Source organism: Gracilibacillus boraciitolerans JCM 21714 (genome assembly GCF_000521485.1).
GTDB lineage: Bacteria > Bacillota > Bacilli > Bacillales > Amphibacillaceae > Gracilibacillus > Gracilibacillus boraciitolerans.
This window is the reverse complement of record NZ_BAVS01000001.1, coordinates 556,563-580,433: the sequence shown is the minus strand read 5'-3', so window position 1 is coordinate 580,433 and position 23,871 is coordinate 556,563. Positions and strand designations below refer to the sequence as shown.

Sequence of the window (23,871 nt, the reverse complement as noted above, 5' to 3'; positions counted from 1 at the left end):
TTAAGATGGGAGGTCATTTAATGGCTTTTGAATTTAAATTGCCTGATATTGGTGAAGGTATTCATGAAGGTGAAATTGTTAAATGGTTTGTTAAAGCTGGCGACGAATTAAAAGAAGATGATGTGATATGTGAAGTACAAAATGATAAAGCAGTCGTGGAAATTCCTTCTCCAGTTGATGGAACAGTAAAAGAAGTTCACTTCGAAGAAGGTACAGTTGCAACTGTAGGGGGATACTATTATTACGATTGATGCTGAAGGCTATGAAAATGAAGGGTCTTCAGAAGAATCAAAAACGGAAGAAGAACCTAAAGAAGATAATACAGAAAAAGAATCAAAGCAAAAAACTGATAAGGAAGAAAAACAAGATAAAGAAGATAAAGGAAACAAAGAAGAACCTACAACTAATGACACAAACAAACGTGTTATTGCGATGCCTTCTGTTCGTAAATATGCACGTGATAATAACGTGAATATAGGTGAAGTGAAGGGTTCTGGCAAGAATCATCGTGTAGTAAAAGAAGATATTGATGCTTTCTTAAATGGTGAACAAAAAACGGAATTATCTGATACGGCAGATCAACCAAGTGAAGCAAAAGCACAAACAACAAAAACTGCTGTCACTGAAGGTGAATTTCCTGAAACACGTGAGAAAATGAGTGGAATTCGTAAATCAATTGCGAATGCAATGGTTAATTCTAAACATAAAGCACCACACGTTACGTTACATGATGAAGTAGATGTAACGGAATTAGTTGCACATCGCAAGAAATTTAAACCAATTGCTGCAGAGAAAGAAATTAAGCTTACTTATTTGCCATATGTAGTAAAGGCTTTAGTATCTGCATTAAAAGAATTCCCTATTGTAAATGCTTCTGTTGATGATGAAACAGATGAAATTATTCAGAAACATTATTACAATATAGGTATCGCAGCTGATACAGAAAAAGGGTTGCTGGTACCAGTCGTTAAGAATGCAGACGGTAAATCAATTTTCGATATTTCTAAAGAGATCAATGAATTAGCAGGTAAAGCAAGGGAAGGTAAACTTGCGCCAAACGAAATGAAAGGTGCTTCATGTACAATTACAAACATTGGATCTGCAGGTGGTCAATGGTTCACACCAGTGCTTAATTATCCAGAAGCTGCTATCCTTGGAATTGGTCGTATAGCAGAAAAACCTGTGGTTCGGGATGGCGAAATTGTTGTAGCGCCTGTACTAGCATTATCGCTAAGCTTTGATCACAGAATTGTCGATGGGGGGGCAACCGCACAATATGCGTTAAATCAAATTAAACGTTTATTAGAAGACCCACAATTAATTATGATGGAGGGGGGGTAAAAAATGGTAGTAGGAGATTTTCCGATTGAATTAGACACACTTATAGTTGGATCTGGTCCAGGGGGGGATATGTTGCAGCAATTCGCGCAGCACAAACTGGACAAAAAGTGACAGTTGTAGAAAAAGGTGATATCGGTGGTGTTTGTCTTAACGTTGGATGTATTCCATCAAAAGCGTTAATTCAGGCTGGACATAAAGTGGAGTACGCTCGTGGTGATGAGACTTTAGGAATTAAGACTGAGAATGTATCAATTGATTTTTCTAAAATTCAAGAGTGGAAAAGCTCAATTGTTAAGAAGTTAACTGGTGGCGTTGAAAGTTTATTAAAAGGAAACAAAGTAGATATTGTTAGAGGTGAAGTATACTTTGTTGATAAAAACACAGCAAAAGTAATGGATGATAAAAATTCCCAAACTTATACATTTAAACATTGTATTATTGCTACAGGATCAAGAACAATTGAATTACCAACGTTTAAATATACAGATCGTGTTATCGATTCTACTGGTGCACTAAATTTAAAAGAACTTCCGAAAAAAATTGTCGTAATTGGTGGAGGATATGTTGGTACTGAATTAGGTACAGCATATGCAAACTTGGCACAGAAGTAGTTATTCTGGAAGGTATGAAAAATATTCTTGGCGGTTTTGAAAAACAAATGAGTAACCTTGTTAAGAAAAGATTAAAAAACAAAGGTGCAACCATTGTGACAGAAGCTATGGCTAAAGGTGTGGAAGAATCCTCTGATGGTGTTAAAGTAACTTATGAAGCGAATGGTAAGGAAGAAACTGTTGAAGCTGATTATGTCTTAGTAACTGTTGGACGGAAACCAAATACAGATGATATTGGTTTAGAACAAGTAGGCATTGAAATGGATGAAAAAGGCTACATTAAAATTGATGAGCAATGTCGTACAAATGTAGATAATATTTTCGCAATAGGTGACATTGTGCCTGGACCACCATTAGCTCATAAAGCATCATATGAAGGTAAAATTGCTGCAGAAGTAATTGGCGGGGGGGAAAATTCAGTTATAGATTATAATGCCATTCCAGCAGTGGTATTCTCTGATCCAGAACTTGCTACAGTTGGTTATACAGAGCAAGGAGCGAAAGAGGCAGGATATGAAGCAGTTGCATCTAAATTCCCGTTTGCCGCAAATGGTCGTGCATTATCATTAAATGATAGTGAAGGTTTTCTTAAACTTATTACACGTAAAGAAGACGGCTTAATAATTGGTGGTCAAATAGCCGGATCTAATGCGAGTGATATGATTGCTGAATTAGGTTTAGCTATTGAAGCAGGTATGACTGCTGAAGATCTAGCACTAACTATCCATGCTCATCCAACTTTGGGAGAGATCACAATGGAAGCAGCAGAAGTAGCAATGGGTACACCAATCCATATTGTAAAATAACAATAGAAAAGGAGTCTGCACATGCAGACTCCTTTTTAAAATAACAGAATGTAACAAAACAATGGCACAATAAAACTAAACGGCGAAGTAACTTGTTTGTTATAAAAAGTTATGTGATAGACAGAAATTTCATGCATCTTCTTATAATTGCTAGCTTCACGGGAAAAGTTGTTCGCTTGACGGGAGATCCATCTCTCTTCACGGGAAATATCCTTAGCTACACTGAATTAACGTTATTTCCAGTGAAGCCAGAACTAATTCCCGTGAAGAGGAAAAAATTATATCATAGATTCAAAAATGTGCTTATTTCTTGTCTCTTGAACAGAAATTTATTCAAAGCGGAGGAAAAATGCGACACTCCTAGGGGGGGATCAGCGGAAGTAGAGAAAGATTGCATAAAAATTTAATGGATCATATCATGGAGGTTGACAGTACGTGAAAAAAATAAACTATCTGATAGTATTGTTTTTACTCGTTTTTATAGTTGCCTGTAATAATGAGTCTGAAAAGAGTGAAGCTAGCGAGGAAGAACAGATTATAAATGAAGAAACATCAACGGAAGAAAATCAGGAAGATATAGCAGAAGATGAAGAAGTAACTGCTAATGAAGATGTCACTAATGGAACGGAACAGAAAAGTGAAGATATCAAGCAAGAAGAAACGCGAGAAAAACAAGTCGAAACGCTATATGAACTAGGAAGTGAATGGCAATTAGTCCCAATTGAAGAAGACACCAATGAAAATGTTGTGCTATTAACGATTGACGATGCACCTGATAAATATGCTTTAGAAATGGCAAAAACATTAAAAGATTTAAACGCACCGGCTATCTTTTTTGTTAATGGACATTTCTTAGAAAGCGAAGAAAATAAAGATATATTACGTCAAATTCACGAAATGGGATTTGCTATTGGGAACCATACATATAACCACCAGAGGTTATCTGAAGTGAATGAAGAGCAACAAAAAGAAGATATATTAGAACTAAGTAATTTAATCCAGGATATTATTGGAGAAAAGCCAAAATTTTTTAGAGCACCTAACGGCGTAAATACTGATTATGCTACCCAGTTAGTAAAAGATGAAGGCATGCTATTAATGAACTGGACATATGGATATGATTATTTCAAACCATATATGGATGCTGAAAAATTAAAAGAAGCGATGATTTCCGGAGAAGGTCCAGAAGTGGATGTTCCTTATTCATTGCTAAAACCTGGTGCAAATTTATTAATGCATGACCGAGAATGGACAGCAGAGGCATTAGGAGATATTGTGAACGGATTAAGAAAAAAAGGTTATGAAATGGCAGATCCAATATCAATAAAACTACCTGAATAAAAAAGATCTCCAATTTGGAGATCTTTTTTATTTGAATGCAATTCATTCTTTTAAGACTCGTACGGTTTTTAATGTCTCATCTTCTAACCCTTGAACTGGCAAACCTGATTTAATATTTTCGGAAATATATGCTAAGTTATCAACGGAGATAATTTCACCTGGAATGAAAATTGGAATGCCTGGAGGGTATATCATAATAGATTCTGCACTTATTCTTCCAGCAGAATCTTCTAATTGAATGATCTCATAGTCTGCGTAAAACGCCTCACGAGGACTGACCGCAAGTATAGGGATTTCAGGAATGGAAACTTTTACGTTCTGTTGCCTCACATTCGTTTCAAGTTCTAGTGATAAATCCTTTAAAGCATTTAATAAGTAATTAATGCTATCCTTATCATCAGCAGGTGTTAAAATACATAGAATATTATACATATCGGATAGTTCTACCTCGATTTGATGGTTTTCTCTGAGCCAAATTTCGACATCATGTCCAGATATGCCTAAATTTTTTACCGAAATAATGATTTTTGTTGGATCATAATCATGAGTGGCTTCGGTACCTAATATCTCTTCACCTGGACAGTATAAGCCGGGAATTTCATTAATATAGTCTCTTGTCATTTTTGCAAGACTAAGTGTCTCTGATAATAACCGTTCACCTTGCTGTACTAGGTGTTTTCTTGCTATATCTAGAGATGCTAATAGAATATAGGAAGTAGAGGTAGTTGTTAGCATTGACATAACAGTCTGCACACGCTCGTGATTAACCAATCCTTCTTTAAGATTTAAAACAGAGCTTTGAGTTAGCGATCCTCCAAGCTTATGAACACTAGTTGCGGCCATATCAGCTCCAGCTTGCATAGCTGATATGGGAAGCTGGTCATGAAAATGGATGTGAACACCATGTGCTTCATCGACAAGAACTGGAATTTGATGACAATGAGCGATATCTACAATTTTTTTTAAATCTGCAGCGATACCGAAATAAGTAGGATTAATTACTAAAACTGCTTTTGTATCAGGATGTGCTTCTAAGGCTTTTTCAACTGCATTAGGTGTTATACCATGAGAAATTCCTAGTTTATGGTCTATTTCCGGGTGGATGAAAATCGGAATCGCACCAGAGAATATAATAGCAGATGAGACAGATTTATGAATATTTCTCGGTACTATAATTTTATCTCCTGGATTGCAAACACTAAGGATCATTGTCATGATAGCACCACTTGTTCCCTGAACAGAGAAATAGGTGTGATCGGCTCCAAATGCCTCTGCTGCTAATTGTTGTGCATCTTTAATGATACCTCTAGGGTGATGCAAATCATCTAAAGGTTCAATATTTATTAAATCTATTGCTAATGCATTGTAACCAATAAATTCTTGAAATAAAGGGTCCATTCCTTTTCCGGCCTTATGCCCCGGAATGTGAAATGGCTTAGGTTCGTTATTAATATGTTTTAGTAGACCACTAAAAAGTGGTGTATCATTCTGTGTATACATGCTTTTGGTAGTGCTCCTTTAAGTAAATGAAATATAAAGCAAATGGTATTATAGCAAATTAGAAAAAGAATAGCTAGTTATTTTACTATACTTCTCAATTTCAACATGTTAAAATACGAGCGAATCTGAATATGAGGTGTTTTAAATGAATTATAGTTATCCTATTAATGAAGCATGGACAACAAAGGAAATCATCGATGTTGTAAATTATTACGCTATGATTGAGAAGACTTATGAAAAAGGTGTTTTAAAACAAGACTTAATTGTAGCATACAATCGTTATAAAGAAATAGTGCCATCAAAAAGTGAAGAAAAACAACTTGATAAACAATTTGAAAAACAAACAGGATATGTTCCTTACCATGTTATTAAAAAAGCAAAGGATCTTGATCTTAAAAATTTAATTAAAATGTAATAAGCTTGTCGAGTTATACGACAAGCTGCAATTATTTCAGTATATCGTCATTGATGATCGGTATACAGGTGCCAGAACTTGAAAAGTCTCTTTGATGGTTTTAGTTAAAGCTTTACCATCCTTTACTAAAGGATCATTTGCATCAATCTTTCTGCCAATTAATAATTCGCCTTTTTTAACATTTTTGAAGCGTTCTAATGCATGGTCTAGATCAGTATCGGAGATAAGAAATGCCTCATTTTTCATATGATTTACTGAGATATGGAAATCAGCTGGTATTATTTTTTTATATCCTCAACATCATTTAAAAACTTTTCTGCAATTTCACTTTTTTGAGGTAACTCATAAATATATGCTAACCATATAAATAAATTATCGTTCCATAAGCCTACTTGAAAGTGCGGATGTTTTTTATAGCCACGCTTGTTATGACAGTATGCTGACCAGGTATCCTTTGGTGGATTGACTGTACGTCTAGCGTGTTTAGCGATATGAAGATACATCTTATGATCTGCTAGCTCTGCTAATTCATTCTCAATTTCATTATATATATCCCTGAATTTTGGCTGGATTCTTTCCTGAATTGCTTCCATTCTCTCATCAAGACCTGAAATTTGAAATGTTTCAAAGTCCTTTTCATTAAATCCGTTAAATGTCATCATTTTTCACCTTTTCATTTAATTAATATCATTATAAGTTTAAAGTAATTATTGTTTATTTGCAAAAGAAATAGTATACATTTTTCATTTAGCTTTTTCTTTGCTAAAATAGTAGGTACTCTAACGAGAATGGAGGAAAGTTAATGGATAAGACCATTCGACAACAAATTTATAGTGATGTAAAAAAATGGATTTATCAAGCTGGGGGGGAGCAAATTCGTGTTCAGATTGATGATAAATATCAAATTGATACCAAATCTAGTGCGAACGATTTGGTAACAGAAGTGGATCGGGAAACTGAAAAATTTTTTGCTGAGAAGATAAGAGATAAGTACCCTTCGCATCGTATTGTAGGTGAAGAAGGATACGGAGATAAAGTGGATACATTAGATGGCACAATATGGATTATTGATCCGATTGATGGAACAATGAATTTTGTACATCAAAAGCGCAATTTTGCTATATCTATTGGAATTTATCATGATGGCATTGGGGGGGAGATAGGTTTAATATACAATGTCATGGAAGATGTATTATATACTGGAATAAGGGGGGGAGAAGGTGCGTTTCGAAATAATGAAAAGTTACCTCAATTAACCGAACAAGTAAGTATTGATACTAGTATAATTGCGTTGAACAGCAGTATGGCTTTTGATAATAACAGAATTAATGAAAAAAAAGTTCAGCAACTAATAATGGATATACGTGGCACAAGATCATATGGTTCTGCAGCATTGGAATTTGCTTATGTAGCAGAAGGAATAGTAGATGCTTATGTGACGATGCGATTAGCACCCTGGGATATTGCCGCTGGACTGATATTAGTAAATGAAGTTGGAGGAATAACCGTTCAAGCAAATGGTCAATCAGTAGATTTGTTAGGAACGAATGCTATTTTAACCTGTAATAAGTGTATTAAAGAAGAGTTGTTAGAAAACTATATTGAGCTTAAGTAATAGTAAAAAACTAGCAAATGGTTGCTAGTTTTTATGAGCTTTCTTTTTTTTGATGGAGATGCCAAATCCCATTAGTACAAATCCTATTATAAAAGCGATAATGATAAACCAAATGTTACGAAGAGCGATACCGATTCCGACTGCAGAAAATGCTAATATAACGCAAATGGCTAATAGAAACCTTGAAATCTGAATATTCATCTTGTCACCTCATATCATATAGATCATACATAGCATACCATAAAGTATTTTTCTTTAATAGAAATTGTATTTATATATGGTTTAAAGTATAATAGATTTGTTTGAACGTAGAATTTGGAGGTTTCACATGCAAAGAGAAACAGTAATTCAAGTACCGGATAACTTATGGCCTGTCGCTGACTTTTTTATGAAAGGTCTAGGCGGAGAAGTAAATGTAGCAGATGATGGAGAATTGGCGATTTTAATAAGAGGATTTATGTTGCTTTATCTTACTACAGTAATTTTCGCTATTATGGCTTATAAATTTGGATTTGCTAAAAAACTACCACCGCTTAAGTCTTTTATAATTTATATTTTATTATTTATTGGAATCTTCTTTTTAACACTAATTTTCGGGTTAAATCTTCCTCTTGCTGAAAGTCTATTTATTGTAGCAATTATTATGGGGGATTTATCGTTTACGTCTCTATCAGGAACGCAAAAAGAATAAGCCTAACAAAAAGCTGTGCAATAATGCACAGCTTTTTGTTAGGATAAATATTGATCCTGTACAGTTTTTTTTCTGTAAAGTTTAAAGTTACCAGTTTTATGTCTTGCTAGTGTATTTTTTTTAATTCTTTTATCACATTCAGGACACATATAAGTGTGTATCAGGCGATTCCGAAGTTTTTTTGCCTCTGGACAATCATTATCTATTTTTATAATTGAATCACATATAACGCATTTGACTCGCATTGTTTCACCTCAAATTAATCATTCTATAATTCCTGTCATTATAACATATAATATTCTTTCGTGATAGATAGTGTAGATTTATGTTTTATTTGAAATTGTATGGGTATAATTAAACTAGATAGAATATAGAAAGGATGATCAAGAATGCGTAAAAGAAATATTTTAAGTTTGGCTGGTGCTGCGGGTGTAGCAACATTATCCTATATGTTAAAAGATAAAAGTCGAAGAGATAATGTTAAAAACAAATTTAATAACATAAAAAAATCTTTTAAAAAGCAGGATACCGGCTTACCTATTGAAGAAGCAGGGGGGGATCCTGGTAAAGATAATATTGAGAATGCTGATATGGTTGCAGAAGGTTCTCAATTTGGGGGGGTAAATTATTATAACAAAGTAAAAAATGAAGAGCTATTTAAATAGCTCTTCATTTTTTACCGCTCTTTTTGATGGTTGGATTGTTCTTGATTGATGTTTTCTAATTCTTGCTTTTCTTCTTCATTCATCATTTGTTTATTTTGATCAATATTTTCCGTTTGTTTTTCATTGAGAGGAAGCTCAGGCATCCATCTTCCCGTTATATTTGCAAGCTCTTCAGTAATAGCTTCAATTGGATGTCCTTCTTGCAATTTATTTCCGATTGCCTGTATTCGTTTATGAAGATCTGCATCGGCAATAATAATTGCCTTTTGGCCGAAAGGGTCGTGTTCCAACGCCTCCAGAACGGAATATTTTATTGATCCTACCTGAGAACGATTTAAATCTTCATTCACATCAATACTAACCATAACACCTCGGTTGGTGATCAGAGCAGATGCATCATTTACCTGTGGTACATTACTAGCTAGGTTGCTAAATATTGAGCCTTTTCCTTATTGTTTAAATCTTCTGCAGTATTTGTATTAGGATCAGAGTTTTTCACCTGCACAATACCATAATCATTATTACTAGCTGATAAATCATCATCATTTATCTCCTGTTGACAGCCCATCATTAAAAATACGATACTGGTGATGATTATTACATATTTCATTTGATAATCCCTCCTTCTTTTGCGTATATTTTTTGTTAATTAAAATAAAATATACTGACAAGAAAAGAAAGGTAGAAAATTTTTAAAAAAGATAGTAATTTTCTCTATATCATTTTGATTTCTTTAACTCCTTTAATAGGGTTATCTTTGTTAGAACCATCACCAAAATATAAATATGCAGGACCTTGATCTTTTATTTGTTTTCCGTCAATAGAAAAAAGTAAAAAACTGTTTAAAAGTTGATCTTTAGTAATAGTAACACTACCATCTTGAGTGAAAAGCATCACTTCTAAAACATTTTCACTCATTTCAGCATTTTCGATAAACTCTTTAATTGGCATAAGATAAGAGTTCTCCAATAATTCTTTCTTATTATATTTTTTAATACTATTATTTACTGATGGCTTGTTGAGCTTAATACTAGTTTCAATTTCTTTATGATTGGATGGTGGTATGTCTTGAAATCCTTCTTCTAATTTGACTTTTCTGTCATCAAATATCCACACACTTGGATCTAATGTGATTGGATATTTAACATTGCCTTTAATTTGAATAATCATTATGATTCACCTCTTATGTTTGCGTTACTATTAAGGATAGCAGACTATTACGGAAATTGCATTATTAGTGGTTATTTAATTAACATATCAAGCAGCTAAATAACATGTGCTGTAATATTCTGATAAACTTAGTAATAGATTGTAGCAAATAATATAATGTTCTACCGTATTATCTTGCAATTTCCACCATTTCGAGCTAAAATTAGCTTAGAAGTTTTATATATTCGGAGGGGGGGATCCTTTTGATATCTGAAGTGGCTATAAGTAAAGAAAAGCAAGCCTATGCCCTTCTAAAGGCTGATGCGGATAAAATTCTACAATTAATTAAAGTTCAAATTGATCATTTAACAATGCCACAATGTCCGTTATATGAAGAAGTTTTGGATACACAGATGTTTGGCTTGTCTAGAGAAATAGATTTTGCTGTTCGTTTAGAACTGATTCGAGAAGAAGAGGGCAAAGAACTATTAGATAACTTAGAAAAGCAATTAAATATTTTACATGCTACATCACAAACTCAAATCAATAACTGAGAAAAGCTTTGCCAATTTCGGCAAAGTTTTTCTGTTTACAGCTATTATATAATTTGGACTATATAAATCATTGCAATAATTATGTTAAAATATAGTTAATGCTATAGAAAATATTGAGGTATTTATTATGAAGCAAAAAACAAAAACATTTGACTTTTTATTAATGTTACCACCAGTTCTGCTAGCTGGGTTTGGCATTGTAATGATTTACAGTGCAAGTATGGTCACGTCAGTATTGGTTGATAATAATCCTGCATATGAGATGGCGTTGAAGCAAGGAATATGGTTAGTAATTGGATTGATTGGTTTCTTGTTTGCCTGTTTCTTTAATTATAAAATTTATCAGAAACTAACCAAATGGATTGTGCTGATCATGATAATTGCTTTACTGGCTGTTAAATTTTTTGGAGTTACTATTAATTACTCTACGTCATGGATACATATTGGCTCGTTGTCTATACAACCATCAGAGTTTGTTAAGATTGGCCTAATTATTTATCTGCCACTATCTATACAAAGAAACAAGCATATATAGGAGACTTTTTTAAAGCTGTTTTGCCTCCTTTAGCTATTACCAGTCTTTTATTAGCGTTAATCATAAGTCAGCCTGATGTAGGAACGGCAGCAATTATATTTTCAATTGCTTGTGCGGTTATTTTCAGTTCGGGAATTAAGTTTAGGCATTTATCTTTGTTAATCTTTATAGGGGTCACAATACTGGTGGCAATAGGTTTTCAGATGGTAACAGATGAGAAGGCATCACGTTTTACTGGGCATATCAGCCATTTGAAGATCCGGATGACAGTGGATATCAGCTTATCCAGTCTTATATAGCGATTGGAACTGGTGGTTTATCTGGTGTGGGTATTGGACAAGGTGTTCAAAAATTAGGTTATTTAACACAAGCAGAAAGTGATTTTATAATGGCAGTAGTTGCTGAAGAGTTAGGATTATTCGGGGGGTATTATTTGTCTTAATTAATTTGAGTATTATCGTATTAAGAGGATTATTTATAGCGAAGAAATGCGAGAATGCATTTGGGAGTCTTCTCGCCATCGGAATTTCTGCAATGATAGGTATTCAGGCGATTATTAACTTAGGTGCAATCAGCGGTTTATTACCTATTACCGGTGTGCCATTGCCATTTGTCAGTTATGGTGGAACATCATTAGTTGTTTTATTGTTTTCAGTTGGTATACTAAATAATATCGCCAGACATGTTAATTATCAGCGTTTTAATGAAGAAACTGTTATTCCGGATCAATCTGAAAAAAATGTACAATTCTATAATAGAAAAAGAAGGCAAACAACTTCCGCACAATAACTTGCAACAGAACAAAAGCGCAGCGCTCCAGTCGCTACGTTTTTGGCGCTCGGAGCTGGACGTGGCTACTTGCGTTTACTTTATCTACAAGGCATAATTCTATAATTTCCTACACTAGCGTTGCATAAACTTTTAAGACAAAAGTCAAGCAAAATAGAAATAATAATATTTTGAATAAATGTTAATTTCAACTATAAAAGTGCATAAAAAAGCCTTATAATTAGAGTATGGTAGTCCTGTCCAAATCCCTAATTATAAGGAGTAAACTATGGACAATCATACCATAAAAACGGTATTTAAGGAATACCTACATCCGTTAGATTCAAAAGTAATTCAAAAAATGATCGATCATGCAGCGATTGACAAATACGTCAAAAAACTTGATCTACTTACGTTTACAAAGCTTTTTATCTATGCTCAACTTAAAGAACTGCCTAGTTTAAGGCGAGTAAATGAAAAGATGAAACACAATTAGATGCTTTAATCAAAGCCGAAGAAGATGCCATTCGCGTATTTGATAGAGGATATTATAACTTCGAAAAATTTGATGCATATTGTGATGATGGGTTTCATTTTGTTACGCGAATCAAAAACAATACCATTGTACAAGTGATCGAGGAGGTACCGATCGATCCTGCTTCTTCCATTATCAGAGAGGCCGTTGTCAAAATCGGGAAAATGAAACATCCTTTACGATTAATCGAAACCCGTGATAGTGAAGGGAATCAGATCAGGATCGTGTGCAATGATGCCAAGAGGAGTGCACTAGAAATCAGCGATTTGTATCGAAAAAAGTGGCAAATTGAGTTATTTTTCAAATCGGTCAAACAACATTTGGTCTTGAAAAAGCTATATGGAAAAAGCCAAAATGCCGTGTTCAACCAGATTTATATCGCGATGATTGTGTTCTGTTTAACATTGCTCATCAAGCATCACATAGGATATCAGGGTTCTTTACTGGAAATGCTAGATTGGCTAAAGGATTACTGGTGTAAACAAATGAAAACCTTTTTAGCCGAATTAAGTGAGACATCTGACCGAATATCCAGTGGACGTCAGAAAATGGGGGGGCACCAACGTATCTATGAAGAAAGCTTAGCTCAATATGAAAGAGGAGATGCTTTTCATTTAGATGATGTAACATACGTCCCATCAACTAAATAATTATTAAAAAATGGATGTAGGACTACCTGTAAAGCCCTATTGTCCTTTTTTGTTTTAGCAAGATGAAAAACCTGATAACAATGTATAAAATCAATCACTGTTTTTTATTTCTTTAAGCTGCGATAAGATAATAATAGAAAATAGCACAATAGTCCAAAAAATAATGCGATAAATAAGGCGTGTAAAAGGGCAATGAATAAGTTTCCGATTGTAAATATAATGAATGCTCCCAAGATAACCTGTATGGAAATAAATGCTGTTGCAATCATCCATCCTTTAAACATCACTCGGCTCTCTCGATAATCTCGTTTAATATTTAAGAATATTTTCCATGTCCAGATAAATGCTATTCCAGCTAAAAAGCGATGACCCATTTGTACCCATTGGCCAAGATGATAGTCAAAGTTGAAGCTGATCATTATTACAAAACGGCCAGCTTTGGCAGGCTAAAATAGAATCTATATGTCTGACTAAAGCTCCAGTGTACACAACAAACATAATGTAAATCGTCAATAAAAGGAATTGTTTACGATAAGCAGGACGTATGTATAAGGATGACGCATCAAATTTTTGATCAACTTCAAAAATTAACAATGTCAGTAATAATACTGCCGCAAAGGAAATAAGAGAAATTCCAAAATGTAGAGCCAATACAAAGTCAGACTGTGCCCAAAGCACGGCAGCAGCACCTATTAATCCCTGTGCAATTAAAAAGAATGCAGATATCAGAGCTAAAAATTTTGTTTCCCGAATATGACCTATATGCTTCCAAGCTAGGAAGGATAACAGTAATACTAAGAAACCTGCAGCACCTGATATAAGACGATGACTTAGTTCAATGAACATTTCCAGAGACCAATCACCATAACAAAAAGGCCAATTAGCCCCACATCCCATACCAGATTCAGTTTTAGTGACAAGTGCTCCACCAACTAACACAAAAGTCATGGTAATGGTTGTTATCACTGATAAATATTTTAGAAATTTCATGTAATACACCTCATTATATGTTCACTCATTTTTCACAAAAATACTTGAATAGTTTATCATGAGTATATAAAAATATCACTTGATTAAAAACCACTTACTAATGTAACAATATATTATGCTAACAGTAAACAGGATAAAAAACAGCAAATACTTTCAAAACCTCTATAATTATAACAAATATAGAGAAACTTCGTATCATAAATATGTTTTTAAATCGATTGTTCACAAAAATGTCACTTTTTAAAATCAATATTCAACTTAATTAGCGAAGTGCAGGAATACATGGTACAATAGCATTGTTTGATAATTAATAGTAGGTTTTTTAAATTATCAAACAATTTACATACTTTTATGGTTAAAATTGATGGAAAGGGGGGGGTTATAACTAAAGATGGATAAAATGGAGTTTTCCTCGAATGAACAATTTTATCAAGGTATACTAACGAATATCTGTATAGTTGGTCAGAGTTAAAATCCCTAGTCAAAATTGGAATCATTAATTCGAATACAATGACTGCATTTGCTGGATTTTGGTTAGCCTTATTTTATACGGGTTCCTCCTTATCACAATATTGGCATGTTTTATTGGTAATCTTAATAGGTACGGCATTTGTAATAGCTGGAGGCTGTGTTCTTAATAATTATTACGACCGTGACATCGATCAAATTATGAAAAGAACGCAGTCAAGACCGACTGTAACAGGAACTATAGATATAGGGCATGTGTTAATAATTGGCATATCATTATCACTAATAGGAATATTAGTATTATCATTGGCATCGATACAAACTGCTCTTCTGGGTCTATTTGGTTGGTTTAGTTATGTGGTATTGTATACGATATGGACAAAGCGCAGATATACGATTAATACAGCTATAGGTAGTCTATCTGGAGCTGTACCACCATTAATTGGCTGGTCAGCAGTAGAACCTAATTTAGGTGCGAATGCTTGGGTGTTATTTTTATTGATATTTATCTGGCAGACCCCCGCATTTTTTAGCGATTGCAATAAAGAAAGTGGAGGATTATCGAAGTGCCAAGATTCCGATGTTACCTGTAATATATGGAATTTCTATTACAAAACGGCAGATGTTAATATATGTCATATGTTTATTACCGATACCATTTTTTTTGCAAGGGATAGGAATCGTGTTTGTTACATTAGCAACCATGCTTAACATAGGGTGGTTAGCTTTAGCAATTAAAGGTTTTTTTGTGAAAAATGAGTTTAAGTGGGCAAATCATATGTTTATCTATTCTTTATTGTATTTGACCATTATTTTCTTTTTAATGATTATTATAACTTTACCGAATAATTTGTTATAATGATTAGAGTTGATTTTCTGTCAGTAGAACTTGATCATATTCAAGTTTTTCTAAATAATATATTATGTTTAAAAAGAAAGAGAGGGTTAAAGATGAAAAAATGGATGGGAAAAATCCGAACTCTGTCATTATTTTCTTTTTTGGTAATTATACTTTCTGCATGTGGTAAAGAAAATCTAACTGCATTAGTGCCAAAAGGATATGGGTCAGAGCAATCATTTAATATCATTTTGATATCAATATTAGTAATGATTTTTGTCTTTATTGTAGTAATGGTGATATATATTTATGTCATTATGAAATTTCGTCAGAAAAAAGGACAAGAAAATTACGTTCCAAAACAATCTGAAGGGAATAAAACTTTAGAGGTTGTTTGGACTGTGATTCCAATTTTGCTGCTAATTATTATCGCTGTACCAACAATTGCTAGTACATATGATTTAGCAGACGAATCAAAGAAAGAAGATAGTATTAATATTAATGTGCAGGGGATGCAATTTTGGTGGAATTTTAAATATACAAATGAAGAAATTCAAACAAGCCAGGAGCTATATATCCCTGTTAATGAAAAAGTCTATTTAAATATGATGTCCAGTGATGTCATTCACTCTTTCTGGCTACCGTCTATATCCGGAAAAATGGATGTAAACCCTGATAATGAAAACACCATGTTCATTGAAGCATTTGAAGAAGGTGTTTATTGGGGAAAATGTACAGAGTTTTGTGGGGGGGATCACACTCTCTTATGGACTTTAAAGTTGTTGTGGTAAGTCAGGAAGAATATGATCAATGGATAGAAGGTATGAAGAATACAAGTCCTGAATATACTGCTGAATCGACATCAGCACAAGAAGGACAAGAGTTGTTTCAGAATAGCTGTATAAACTGTCATGCTATTGATGCTAGTGCAAATAATCCTATAGTTGGTCCTAATTTAGCTGATTTTGGAGATCGAACAAAGGTTGCAGCTATTAAAAATTACAGTAAAGAAGCCATTGTAGATTGGATTATGGATCCAGCTTCTATAAAGCCAGGAAATGGTATGCTTGGTGCTCCTTATTTACAGGATAATTCAATTCAAGAAGAAGATGCAGAAAAAATTGCAGACTTTTTAATGGAGCTAAAAGCAACGGATGAACCAGTAGAAAGTGTAAAGAAATTTAGAGAAAACGAAGCAGAAAACAATTAAAGGGAGGTTAACTAAACGTGAGTACAATGGTAGCTACAAATAAGAAAAGTTTTGGTTCTGCTATTTGGGATTACTTAACAACAGTAGACCATAAAAAAATTGCTATTTTGTATTTAGTAGCAGGTGGCTTCTTCTTTATCGTTGGAGGTCTAGAAGCATTAGCTATTAGATGGCAATTAGTGCAACCGATGAATGACTTTGTTAGTGCAGGTTTTTATAATGAATTAATCACTATGCACGGAACAACAATGATATTTTTGGCAGCAATGCCGTTAATTTTTGCATTTATGAATGCAGTCGTGCCGTTACAAATTGGTGCTCGAGATGTTGCATTTCCATTCTTAAATTCACTAGGATTCTGGTTATTTTTCTTTGGTGGAATCATGTTGAACGTAGGGTGGTTTACAGGTGGAGCTGCTGATGCTGGTTGGACAGCATATGCACCACTTTCCACAACTTCACCAGGTCATGGTGTCGATTATTATGTTCTGGGATTACAGATCTCTGGTGCAGGTACTTTAATTGCAGGGATTAACTTCCTTGTAACCATTGTGAATATGCGTGCACCAGGAATGACATATATGCGTATGCCGTTATTTACTTGGTCAGCTTTTGTAGCAAGTGCACTTATTTTATTTGCATTTCCTGCTTTAACAGTTGGTTTGTTTTTAATGATGTTTGACCGCTTATTTGATTCAGGATTCTTTAATTCATCTATGGGTGGTAACTCTGTTATATGGCAACATTTATTCTGGATCTTTGGTCACCCTGAAGTATATATTTTAGCATTACCTGCTTTTGGTATCTTTAGTGAAATCATTTCTACGTTTTCTAAGAAACGTCTGTTTGGTTATACGGCAATGGTGTTCGCGACTGTCTTAATAGGTTTCTTAGGATTTATGGTATGGGCACACCACATGTTTACCGTAGGTCTAGGACCTGCTGCCAACTCTATTTTTGCTGTAGCGACGATGGCGATTGCTGTACCGACGGGTATCAAAATATTTAACTGGTTATTTACCTTTGGGGGGGTGGAAATATTCAAATAAACACAGCGATGTTATGGTCATTAGCATTTATACCTACTTTTACTTTAGGTGGAATGACTGGGGTAATGCTTGCGGCTGCATCAGCTGATTTTCAATACCACGATACCTATTTTGTTGTGGCACATTTCCACTATGTAATCGTTGGTGGCGTTGTATTTGGACTTTTTGCAGGAACACATTATTGGTGGCCTAAAATGTTTGGTACAATATTAGATGAGAAATTGGGGGAAACTGACCTTTTGGTTATTCTTTACTGGTTTCCATTTAACATTCTTTATACAACATTTCCTTGGATTAATGGGTATGCCACGACGTTATTGGACCTATTTAGAAGGCCAAGGATTAGATTTAGGAAACATGATAAGTACGATTGGTGCTTTTTTAATGGGTCTAGGTACTATCGTTCTGTTAATCAATATTGTTAAAACATCAATTAAGAATGAGAAAGTAGGGGGGGCAGATCCTTGGGATGCAAGAACTTTAGAATGGGCAATCTCATCACCGCCTCCGTTCTATAACTTTAAACAATTACCTTTAGTTCGTGGTCTAGATCCATTATGGATTGAAAAAACGGAAGGAAGAAAAGGTATGACACCTGCAGAACCATTGACAGATATTCACATGCCGAATAACTCCTTCTTACCATTTATCATGGCTTTTGGTATGTTCATCGCAGGGTTTGGATTCATCTATCAAAAAGTCGATAGTGTATGGTTAACCCTAGTATTCATTGGAATGGGTATTACACTTGGGGGGGCAATGTTAACCAGATCTGTGAAAGATGATTTAGGTTATCATATTCATAAAGAAGATTTGAAAAAGGAGGCAGGAGAAAATGAGTGAACATGATGTATTAAAGTCAGGACAAATGCCTCTTAATCCTGAAAAGGCCACCTTAGAAGGTAAAAATAAATTTATGGGCTTTTGGTTCTTCCTTGGTGGAGAATCAGTGCTCTTTGCAAGTCTGTTTGGTACGTATCTCGCTTTAAATAATTCAACAAATGGCGGGGAATCTTCAGAAGAGTTATTTGGATTAGAATTAGTTTTCATTATGACAATGTTGTTGTTAACAAGTTCGTTGACAAGTGTTTATGCCATGTATCATATGAAAAATAGTGATTTCAAGAAAATGTTAATATGGCTAGGCATTACGGTAGCGTTAGGACTTGCATTTCTTGGATTTGAAATTTATGAGTTCTATCATTACATTCATCATTATGAATTTACTTTAAGATCCTCTGCGTTTGGATCAGCCTTCTATACGTTAGTTGGTTTCCATGGTGGGCACGTTTTATTTGGATTACTTTGGATCAGTACGCTAATGATTCGTAACGCTAAGAGAGGATTAAATTTATACAACGCACCAAAATTCTATGTTGCAAGCCTTTATTGGCACTTTATTGACGTTGTATGGGTGTTTATCTTTACTGTAGTGTATTTAATGGGGGGGGTGCTTTAAATGTCTGAAAAAGTCACAGAAACTCCTTTTCAATTTGAATACGAAAAGCAAAAACGAAAAGAAGAAATGAAACAACAAGTGATTACGTTTGCTTTAATGATCATTTTCACCATAATTGCCTTTGCTATGGTGCTATCTGGTTTAGACAAATTATTTCTAATACCAATTTTGCTCGTATTAGCTGCAGTACAAGTTGGATTTCAGCTATATTACTTTATGCATATGAGTCATAAAGGTCATGAGTTACCATCTTTTATGTTTTATGGAGGAGTATTTGCAGCATTTTTATGTATTATCGCATTATCTGCTCTAGCATGGTGGTAAAGTAAAAAGTTTGAGAGGTGTGAAAGTAGGACACCTCTCAACTTTTTTGTTCATTAAATTGTAAAAATTAGAATGGCTGTTTTCCTTTTTAATCTTAGAGATCTTCGGTATAATATATAATAGTCGTTATGATATAAATTGGAGTGATTAAACATGCTACAAGATTTACAAATTTTTGGTTTTAGAGCGTTATGGAGTCCATATTATGCTTTATTTATTTTGACGTTAGCATTGGCGTATCTTATCATCTTTATAAATAGAAAAGATTCTAAAAGAGTAAATGTAGAACAGGTGTTATACTTTTATGGAGGGTTAGTATTATTATATATTATTAAAGGGTCTCCTATGGATCTGATGTCACATATAATGTTTACAGCACATATGTTACAAATGGCTTTGTATTATTTACTGTTTCCGATCTTAATTATTAAGGGAATTCCAACCTGGGCTTGGAGAAAGGTATTTGAGGTACCGGTTTTAAAACATGTATTAAAACTTTTAACTAAACCATTAATAGCCTTATTGTTATTTAACGGATTGTTTTCTTTATATCACATCCCAATTGTCTTTGATTTTGCTAAAGCAAATGAGTGGCACATAGTAGTATTTCTATTACTATTTTAATTACTGCCTTTATTGTTTGGTGGCCTATTTTTACTCCAATAAAAGAGCAGGATAAGATGTCACCATTATTGAAGATTGGTTATATTGCAGCAAATGGTATTTTGATTACCCCCCCTGCTTGTGCTCTGATTATATTTTCATCTGAGGTCATCTATAATACGTATGGTGCGACTGGTGGCTGGATTCAAGCATTAGCTTTATGTGTTCCAGGTGATGTATTAAGCGGTCTGTCATTGAGTGGACCTGATATGTTTTCTCCACTTGGTATTGTTGAAGATCAACAACTTGGTGGTATTGTTATGAAAATTACTCAGGAAATTATTTATGGTACCGTTTTGGCTCGCATCTTCTTTCCTTGGTTTAGAAGTGGAACAGACAAATTGATTCGCTACCAAGTACTCACCGAACTGAACAAATATAGAAAGGGAAGGAATGGATGATTTGGAGATATTACCAACGCTTAGTACCTTTTTTATTATCTTAAGTGCAATTCTTATGGCAATTGGCTGGAAATTGATTATTAAAAAACGATACAAAGCACATAAAAAAACAATGATTGCAGCAGCAATTAGTGCTTTATTCTTTTTTATTATTTATATTTCAAGAACAATATTTATAGGAAATACTAGTTTTGGAGGGCCGGAGGAATTAAAAGTATATTATACAATATTTTTAATCTTTCATATCATATTAGCTACAACAGGTGCAATATTTGGTGTAGTAACATTAACACTTGCTCTAAAACGAAATATTAAAAAGCATCAGAAAATTGGACCGATTACTAGTGTTATTTGGTTCTTCACGGCAATTACTGGAGTTGCGGTATATCTATTACTATATATCTTTTATAAAGGCGGAGAAACAACAAGTTTACTTAAAGCAATTTTGGGAACATAGAAAAGGCCAAGCAATCTTTTGCTTGGCTTTTTTTCTTGTGATTTTATCTTATATTTTAAAGTCTGTTTTTATAATGCCTGCTTCTTTAGCAGAGTTGAATGCGATTACGATTAATGGGCCAACTATAAAACCTAGTATACCTAAAAGTTTTAAACCAACATACATGGCAATAAGTGTTGCAAGTGGGGATAAACCAATATGTTTTCCCATTACTTTCGGTTCAACTGTTCTTCGTATAGCCAATAATACAATGGCAAGTATCGCTAGTTGACCTCCAATAAATAAATCACCTGTAATTAGCATGTAAAGTGACCACGGTCCTAATATTACAATAGAGCCGATTATAGGTATGAAATCGATAATCCAAATGATAAGTGACATTATTAAGGCGTATTCTGGTACGATAATATATAAACCTATTAATGATACAATAAAAATGATGATACTTACTAAAAATTGAGCTTTAAAAAAGCCAAAGATTACATATGATAATCGATCATTCATAAATTTTACTTTTTCTGCTGTTGTTTCTTTTAAATGTTTATAGGAATTAGCTTTTAACCGTGGTAATTCCAGCATAAACATAAACAATGAGATTAGGTATACAATAAAACTTACTAGGTAATCTGGAATCTTACTTGCTAGCTTAGCAAGTTCTTCAATTCGTAATATTTCCCTAAAATTATTGCTTAAGGAAGTTGTTGTTGTTTGAATTTGAATTTTAACTTCTTCTACGAGTTCCTGTGGTAAATCCTCAGTGAAATGGTCTAAATCGGTTTCCCACTCTAACAATTGATTATTCACGTGAATAATATAAGTGGGAGCGTTCTCAGCAAAATTAGCAACCTGACCTATTATTTTAGTTACTGCATAGGTACCAATCGTACTTAGTATCACTAAAAAAAGAATAAAGACAATTGTAACAGATAGTTTGCGATTAAATTTTAAATTTTTAATAATCCATCTTACGGTAGGATTAAGAATTAAGGCCGTGATAAAAGCTAAGATAATGGGGGGGATAGAAACGGGTAGAATTAGTATAGCTGCAACGATTATTAAAAGTATGATAAAAAAAAGTTTTACATGTTTTTTATTTATATTTTTCATTTAACTATTATCCTGGCTCCTTTCAAAAAGAAAGTAATGATGAATGATATAATTTTCATTGAAAATCAACGACTGTATTATTTAATGCAGTCATTGATTTTCAATTGAGACTATTCTTTCACAAACGGTTCCATATTTTGTCTTGCATTTGCTAATAATTTAGCAGCTCTTTCGATCGTAGTTTCAGGGAATTCTTCTTTATCCCCCCCATATTCAATACCCGTAGGATAATAGTGTTTACCTAACAAAGGAGTTAATAATTTTATTACCGCATCTCCACGGTCAACATCTCCTTCAATTGCATAACCTTGCACTCTTATGTAATAGGTAATGTTTTTTTCAGGTGAACCAATTTTATAATCATATGTAACACGTTCGTAGTCCCACTGACCTGCACGTATAAAATTGGCTTTCTCCATTGCATGATCTAATGGCTTAAGATCAATTAAAATGTCTTCTATTCCTGTCTCTGTAAATTTCATAGTTACACCCCCCCATTTAATAATATCATTAAAACTATCATAGTATGAAATGATAAAAGATGCAATTTAAAAAGAATGTTCCCTCATAAATATTTTCATTAAAAAAGGGTAAAAAGCATATAGTTTATAAAATTGAATATAAATTTTCAACCAAATTAGGTGGTGTAAGATGAAGTTAAAAATTATAATAGCAATTCTTATAGGGTTAGCATGTGCATTTATCAGTGTTGTTTATCTAAATCGCTTTGAAGAGTCCAGGGAGGTCTATTCCCATATTTCACAAAACTATAAAAAGGAAATCAAAGACAATCTTCCTAAGGATCATTCCCTTATAGTCCAGCAGAATGCTTTATGGAAATATATAAATAAGAATATAAATATTTTTCAATCTGAATTTGGTGAGCCTGATCGAAAGGATCCCTCCCTGTATGGTTATGAGTGGTGGATTTATAATAACAAGGATTTTTATTTTCAGGTTGCTGTTCAAAATGCTACCATTATCAGTTTCTATACGAATTCACCTAATTTAGATGTACTTCCCTTGATTATAGGACAAGGTGTAGACGAGTTACAAAGCGCTTATACATTTACTAATACTTTTGAAGTTGATAATTTACGATTTAAATTATCAGAACAAGATATAAAAGAAAGACCATTAATTCGATTATCTGATCAAATTTTTGCACAGTTATATATTGATCAATTTAGTGAAACACTAGCTGGTATTCGGATTATGAATAAAAACGTTTTAGAGTTACTGAAACCTTATGAATTATTTTATTGGGGAGAATTGAATGAAGTGGATAATTTTATTGAGGATACAAAGGTGGAAGCTAGTATCGAAAAACAGATATTTGATCTTACCAATGAAATACGAGGCATGTATAATTTGAATGACTTAGCATGGGATGAGCAGGCGGCTATTGCTGCAAAAGCTCATAGTAAAGATATGAAGACTGAAAGTTACTTCTCGCACTATAGTTTGAATGGTGATGGTTTAAAGGAACGCTTAATAGCTGCTCAGGCTAACTATTTCTCAGCAGGAGAGAATATTGCTGCTCATTATATCGACGCTCCGGCAGTGATACATGGCTGGCTTAACAGTTCAGGACATAGGGAGGCAATATTAAAGAAAGAGTACACTCATTTAGGTGTCGGAGTATATCAATCTTATTATACACAGAACTTTATTGACAAATAGGATAGTACACATCTATAGGTAATATGCATATATTGTGGTAGGAAGA

The 23,871-nt window shown here is 33.7% G+C and carries 27 protein-coding genes and 6 pseudogenes; 21 read left to right on the top strand and 12 right to left on the bottom strand.

Annotation, left to right across the window (positions count from 1 at the left end):
* Window positions 1–20 precede the first annotated feature (20 nt).
* The 3 genes and pseudogenes from JCM21714_RS02965 to JCM21714_RS02955 all read left to right on the top strand — a co-directional run bounded on the left by JCM21714_RS02965 (window position 21) and on the right by JCM21714_RS02955 (window position 4,099).
* Window positions 21–1,341, top strand: a pseudogene (locus tag JCM21714_RS02965) (dihydrolipoamide acetyltransferase family protein).
* 3 nt (window positions 1,342–1,344) lie between these two features.
* Window positions 1,345–2,758: pseudogene (lpdA, locus tag JCM21714_RS02960) on the top strand (dihydrolipoyl dehydrogenase).
* Window positions 2,759–3,193: 435 nt separating this feature from the next.
* Window positions 3,194–4,099, top strand: coding sequence for a polysaccharide deacetylase family protein (locus tag JCM21714_RS02955; protein ID WP_035721683.1), 906 nt, complete (start codon window positions 3,194–3,196; stop codon window positions 4,097–4,099).
* Window positions 4,100–4,141: 42 nt separating this feature from the next.
* Here JCM21714_RS02955 and JCM21714_RS02950 read toward each other — a convergent pair whose 3' ends face one another.
* Complete coding sequence (locus JCM21714_RS02950) at window positions 4,142–5,599, bottom strand: aminotransferase class I/II-fold pyridoxal phosphate-dependent enzyme (RefSeq protein WP_035721680.1); 1,458 nt, start codon at window positions 5,597–5,599, stop codon at window positions 4,142–4,144.
* A gap of 145 nt (window positions 5,600–5,744) precedes the next feature.
* Here JCM21714_RS02950 and JCM21714_RS02945 point away from each other — a divergent pair, with 145 nt between their 5' ends.
* Window positions 5,745–6,014 carry a UPF0223 family protein gene (locus JCM21714_RS02945; RefSeq protein ID WP_035721678.1) on the top strand — a complete coding sequence of 90 codons (270 nt, stop codon included), beginning with the start codon at window positions 5,745–5,747 and terminating at the stop codon, window positions 6,012–6,014.
* A gap of 36 nt (window positions 6,015–6,050) precedes the next feature.
* Here JCM21714_RS02945 and JCM21714_RS24635 read toward each other — a convergent pair whose 3' ends face one another.
* Complete coding sequence (locus JCM21714_RS24635; RefSeq protein ID WP_439644440.1) at window positions 6,051–6,260, bottom strand: DUF1054 family protein; 210 nt, start codon at window positions 6,258–6,260, stop codon at window positions 6,051–6,053.
* 32 nt (window positions 6,261–6,292) lie between these two features.
* Window positions 6,293–6,676 (bottom strand): DUF1054 family protein, encoded by a 384-nt coding sequence (locus JCM21714_RS24630; RefSeq protein ID WP_439644439.1) that lies wholly within the window; start codon window positions 6,674–6,676, stop codon window positions 6,293–6,295.
* A gap of 140 nt (window positions 6,677–6,816) precedes the next feature.
* On the opposite strand from JCM21714_RS24630, the gene JCM21714_RS02935 reads away from it, so the two are divergent.
* Window positions 6,817–7,629, top strand: coding sequence for an inositol monophosphatase family protein (locus JCM21714_RS02935; protein ID WP_035721675.1), 813 nt, complete (start codon window positions 6,817–6,819; stop codon window positions 7,627–7,629).
* Window positions 7,630–7,653: 24 nt separating this feature from the next.
* Here the strand turns inward: JCM21714_RS02935 and JCM21714_RS20035 are convergent, their stop codons facing one another.
* Window positions 7,654–7,830 (bottom strand): DUF5325 family protein, encoded by a 177-nt coding sequence (locus JCM21714_RS20035; protein ID WP_158413461.1) that lies wholly within the window; start codon window positions 7,828–7,830, stop codon window positions 7,654–7,656.
* Window positions 7,831–7,957: 127 nt separating this feature from the next.
* On the opposite strand from JCM21714_RS20035, the gene JCM21714_RS17965 reads away from it, so the two are divergent.
* Window positions 7,958–8,320 (top strand): YlaH-like family protein, encoded by a 363-nt coding sequence (locus JCM21714_RS17965; RefSeq protein ID WP_235182554.1) that lies wholly within the window; start codon window positions 7,958–7,960, stop codon window positions 8,318–8,320.
* Between the two features lie 38 nt (window positions 8,321–8,358).
* Here JCM21714_RS17965 and JCM21714_RS02925 read toward each other — a convergent pair whose 3' ends face one another.
* A complete protein-coding gene (locus tag JCM21714_RS02925) occupies window positions 8,359–8,565 on the bottom strand; it encodes a YlaI family protein (protein WP_035721672.1) in 207 nt (68 codons plus the stop codon).
* Between the two features lie 144 nt (window positions 8,566–8,709).
* On the opposite strand from JCM21714_RS02925, the gene JCM21714_RS02920 reads away from it, so the two are divergent.
* A complete protein-coding gene (locus tag JCM21714_RS02920) occupies window positions 8,710–8,985 on the top strand; it encodes a YbyB family protein (RefSeq protein ID WP_035721669.1) in 276 nt (91 codons plus the stop codon).
* Between the two features lie 11 nt (window positions 8,986–8,996).
* Here the strand turns inward: JCM21714_RS02920 and JCM21714_RS17960 are convergent, their stop codons facing one another.
* From JCM21714_RS17960 to JCM21714_RS02910, 3 genes are all read right to left on the bottom strand, one after another.
* Entirely contained in the window at window positions 8,997–9,368 is a 372-nt protein-coding gene (locus tag JCM21714_RS17960) for a YhcN/YlaJ family sporulation lipoprotein (RefSeq protein WP_235182566.1), read from the bottom strand.
* Window positions 9,369–9,406: 38 nt separating this feature from the next.
* A complete protein-coding gene (locus JCM21714_RS17955) occupies window positions 9,407–9,595 on the bottom strand; it encodes a hypothetical protein (protein ID WP_052000339.1) in 189 nt (62 codons plus the stop codon).
* A gap of 104 nt (window positions 9,596–9,699) precedes the next feature.
* Window positions 9,700–10,155 carry a hypothetical protein gene (locus JCM21714_RS02910; RefSeq protein ID WP_035721666.1) on the bottom strand — a complete coding sequence of 152 codons (456 nt, stop codon included), beginning with the start codon at window positions 10,153–10,155 and terminating at the stop codon, window positions 9,700–9,702.
* 242 nt (window positions 10,156–10,397) lie between these two features.
* On the opposite strand from JCM21714_RS02910, the gene JCM21714_RS02905 reads away from it, so the two are divergent.
* From JCM21714_RS02905 to JCM21714_RS02890, 5 genes and pseudogenes are all read left to right on the top strand, one after another.
* A complete protein-coding gene (locus JCM21714_RS02905; protein ID WP_035721663.1) occupies window positions 10,398–10,688 on the top strand; it encodes an Fpa/YlaN family protein in 291 nt (96 codons plus the stop codon).
* Between the two features lie 127 nt (window positions 10,689–10,815).
* Window positions 10,816–11,665, top strand: a pseudogene (locus JCM21714_RS23555) (FtsW/RodA/SpoVE family cell cycle protein).
* 5 nt (window positions 11,666–11,670) lie between these two features.
* Window positions 11,671–12,012 (top strand): FtsW/RodA/SpoVE family cell cycle protein, encoded by a 342-nt coding sequence (locus tag JCM21714_RS22670; protein ID WP_268748264.1) that lies wholly within the window; start codon window positions 11,671–11,673, stop codon window positions 12,010–12,012.
* Window positions 12,013–12,280: 268 nt separating this feature from the next.
* Window positions 12,281–12,487 carry a DUF4372 domain-containing protein gene (locus JCM21714_RS20790; RefSeq protein WP_035721661.1) on the top strand — a complete coding sequence of 69 codons (207 nt, stop codon included), beginning with the start codon at window positions 12,281–12,283 and terminating at the stop codon, window positions 12,485–12,487.
* 8 nt (window positions 12,488–12,495) lie between these two features.
* A complete protein-coding gene (locus tag JCM21714_RS02890) occupies window positions 12,496–13,176 on the top strand; it encodes an IS4 family transposase (protein WP_084040551.1) in 681 nt (226 codons plus the stop codon).
* Window positions 13,177–13,280: 104 nt separating this feature from the next.
* On the opposite strand, the gene JCM21714_RS23550 is transcribed toward JCM21714_RS02890, so the two are convergent.
* Window positions 13,281–13,595, bottom strand: coding sequence for a COX15/CtaA family protein (locus JCM21714_RS23550; RefSeq protein ID WP_369403404.1), 315 nt, complete (start codon window positions 13,593–13,595; stop codon window positions 13,281–13,283).
* On the bottom strand, window positions 13,576–14,166 hold the full coding sequence (locus JCM21714_RS02885) for a COX15/CtaA family protein (RefSeq protein ID WP_369403403.1): 591 nt from the start codon (window positions 14,164–14,166) through the stop codon (window positions 13,576–13,578). Before JCM21714_RS02885 ends, JCM21714_RS23550 begins: the two co-directional genes overlap by 20 nt.
* 423 nt (window positions 14,167–14,589) lie before the next feature.
* Here JCM21714_RS02885 and cyoE point away from each other — a divergent pair.
* From cyoE to JCM21714_RS02850, 8 genes and pseudogenes are all read left to right on the top strand, one after another.
* Window positions 14,590–15,493, top strand: a pseudogene (gene cyoE / locus JCM21714_RS02880) (heme o synthase).
* A gap of 92 nt (window positions 15,494–15,585) precedes the next feature.
* The gene (gene coxB / locus JCM21714_RS23545; RefSeq protein WP_369403402.1) at window positions 15,586–16,263 is read left to right on the top strand and encodes a cytochrome c oxidase subunit II; all 678 of its coding nucleotides are present in this window, start codon (window positions 15,586–15,588) and stop codon (window positions 16,261–16,263) included.
* The gene (locus JCM21714_RS23540; protein ID WP_369403401.1) at window positions 16,239–16,682 is read left to right on the top strand and encodes a c-type cytochrome; all 444 of its coding nucleotides are present in this window, start codon (window positions 16,239–16,241) and stop codon (window positions 16,680–16,682) included. Before coxB ends, JCM21714_RS23540 begins: the two co-directional genes overlap by 25 nt.
* Before the next feature lie 26 nt (window positions 16,683–16,708).
* Window positions 16,709–18,574 (top strand): annotated as a pseudogene (locus JCM21714_RS02870) (cytochrome c oxidase subunit I).
* Window positions 18,567–19,190, top strand: a complete 624-nt coding sequence (locus JCM21714_RS02865) for a cytochrome (ubi)quinol oxidase subunit III (RefSeq protein WP_035721658.1) — start codon at window positions 18,567–18,569, stop codon at window positions 19,188–19,190. The pseudogene JCM21714_RS02870 and the gene JCM21714_RS02865 overlap by 8 nt, the downstream one beginning before the upstream one ends.
* A complete protein-coding gene (ctaF, locus tag JCM21714_RS02860) occupies window positions 19,191–19,514 on the top strand; it encodes a cytochrome c oxidase subunit IVB (RefSeq protein WP_035721654.1) in 324 nt (107 codons plus the stop codon). It begins immediately after the preceding gene.
* Between the two features lie 153 nt (window positions 19,515–19,667).
* Window positions 19,668–20,578: pseudogene (ctaG, locus tag JCM21714_RS02855) on the top strand (cytochrome c oxidase assembly factor CtaG).
* 1 nt (window position 20,579) lies between these two features.
* A complete protein-coding gene (locus tag JCM21714_RS02850; RefSeq protein WP_035721843.1) occupies window positions 20,580–21,035 on the top strand; it encodes a DUF420 domain-containing protein in 456 nt (151 codons plus the stop codon).
* A gap of 48 nt (window positions 21,036–21,083) precedes the next feature.
* On the opposite strand, the gene ytvI is transcribed toward JCM21714_RS02850, so the two are convergent.
* Together ytvI and JCM21714_RS02840 are read right to left on the bottom strand one after the other, a co-directional pair.
* Window positions 21,084–22,142 carry a sporulation integral membrane protein YtvI gene (gene ytvI, locus JCM21714_RS02845; RefSeq protein ID WP_035721651.1) on the bottom strand — a complete coding sequence of 353 codons (1,059 nt, stop codon included), beginning with the start codon at window positions 22,140–22,142 and terminating at the stop codon, window positions 21,084–21,086.
* A 110-nt stretch (window positions 22,143–22,252) separates the two neighbouring features.
* Window positions 22,253–22,624 (bottom strand): YugN family protein, encoded by a 372-nt coding sequence (locus JCM21714_RS02840; protein WP_035721648.1) that lies wholly within the window; start codon window positions 22,622–22,624, stop codon window positions 22,253–22,255.
* Window positions 22,625–22,793: 169 nt separating this feature from the next.
* Between JCM21714_RS02840 and JCM21714_RS02835 the strand changes: the two genes are divergently transcribed.
* Entirely contained in the window at window positions 22,794–23,825 is a 1,032-nt protein-coding gene (locus JCM21714_RS02835; protein ID WP_052000337.1) for a CAP domain-containing protein, read from the top strand.
* Window positions 23,826–23,871 lie beyond the last annotated feature (46 nt).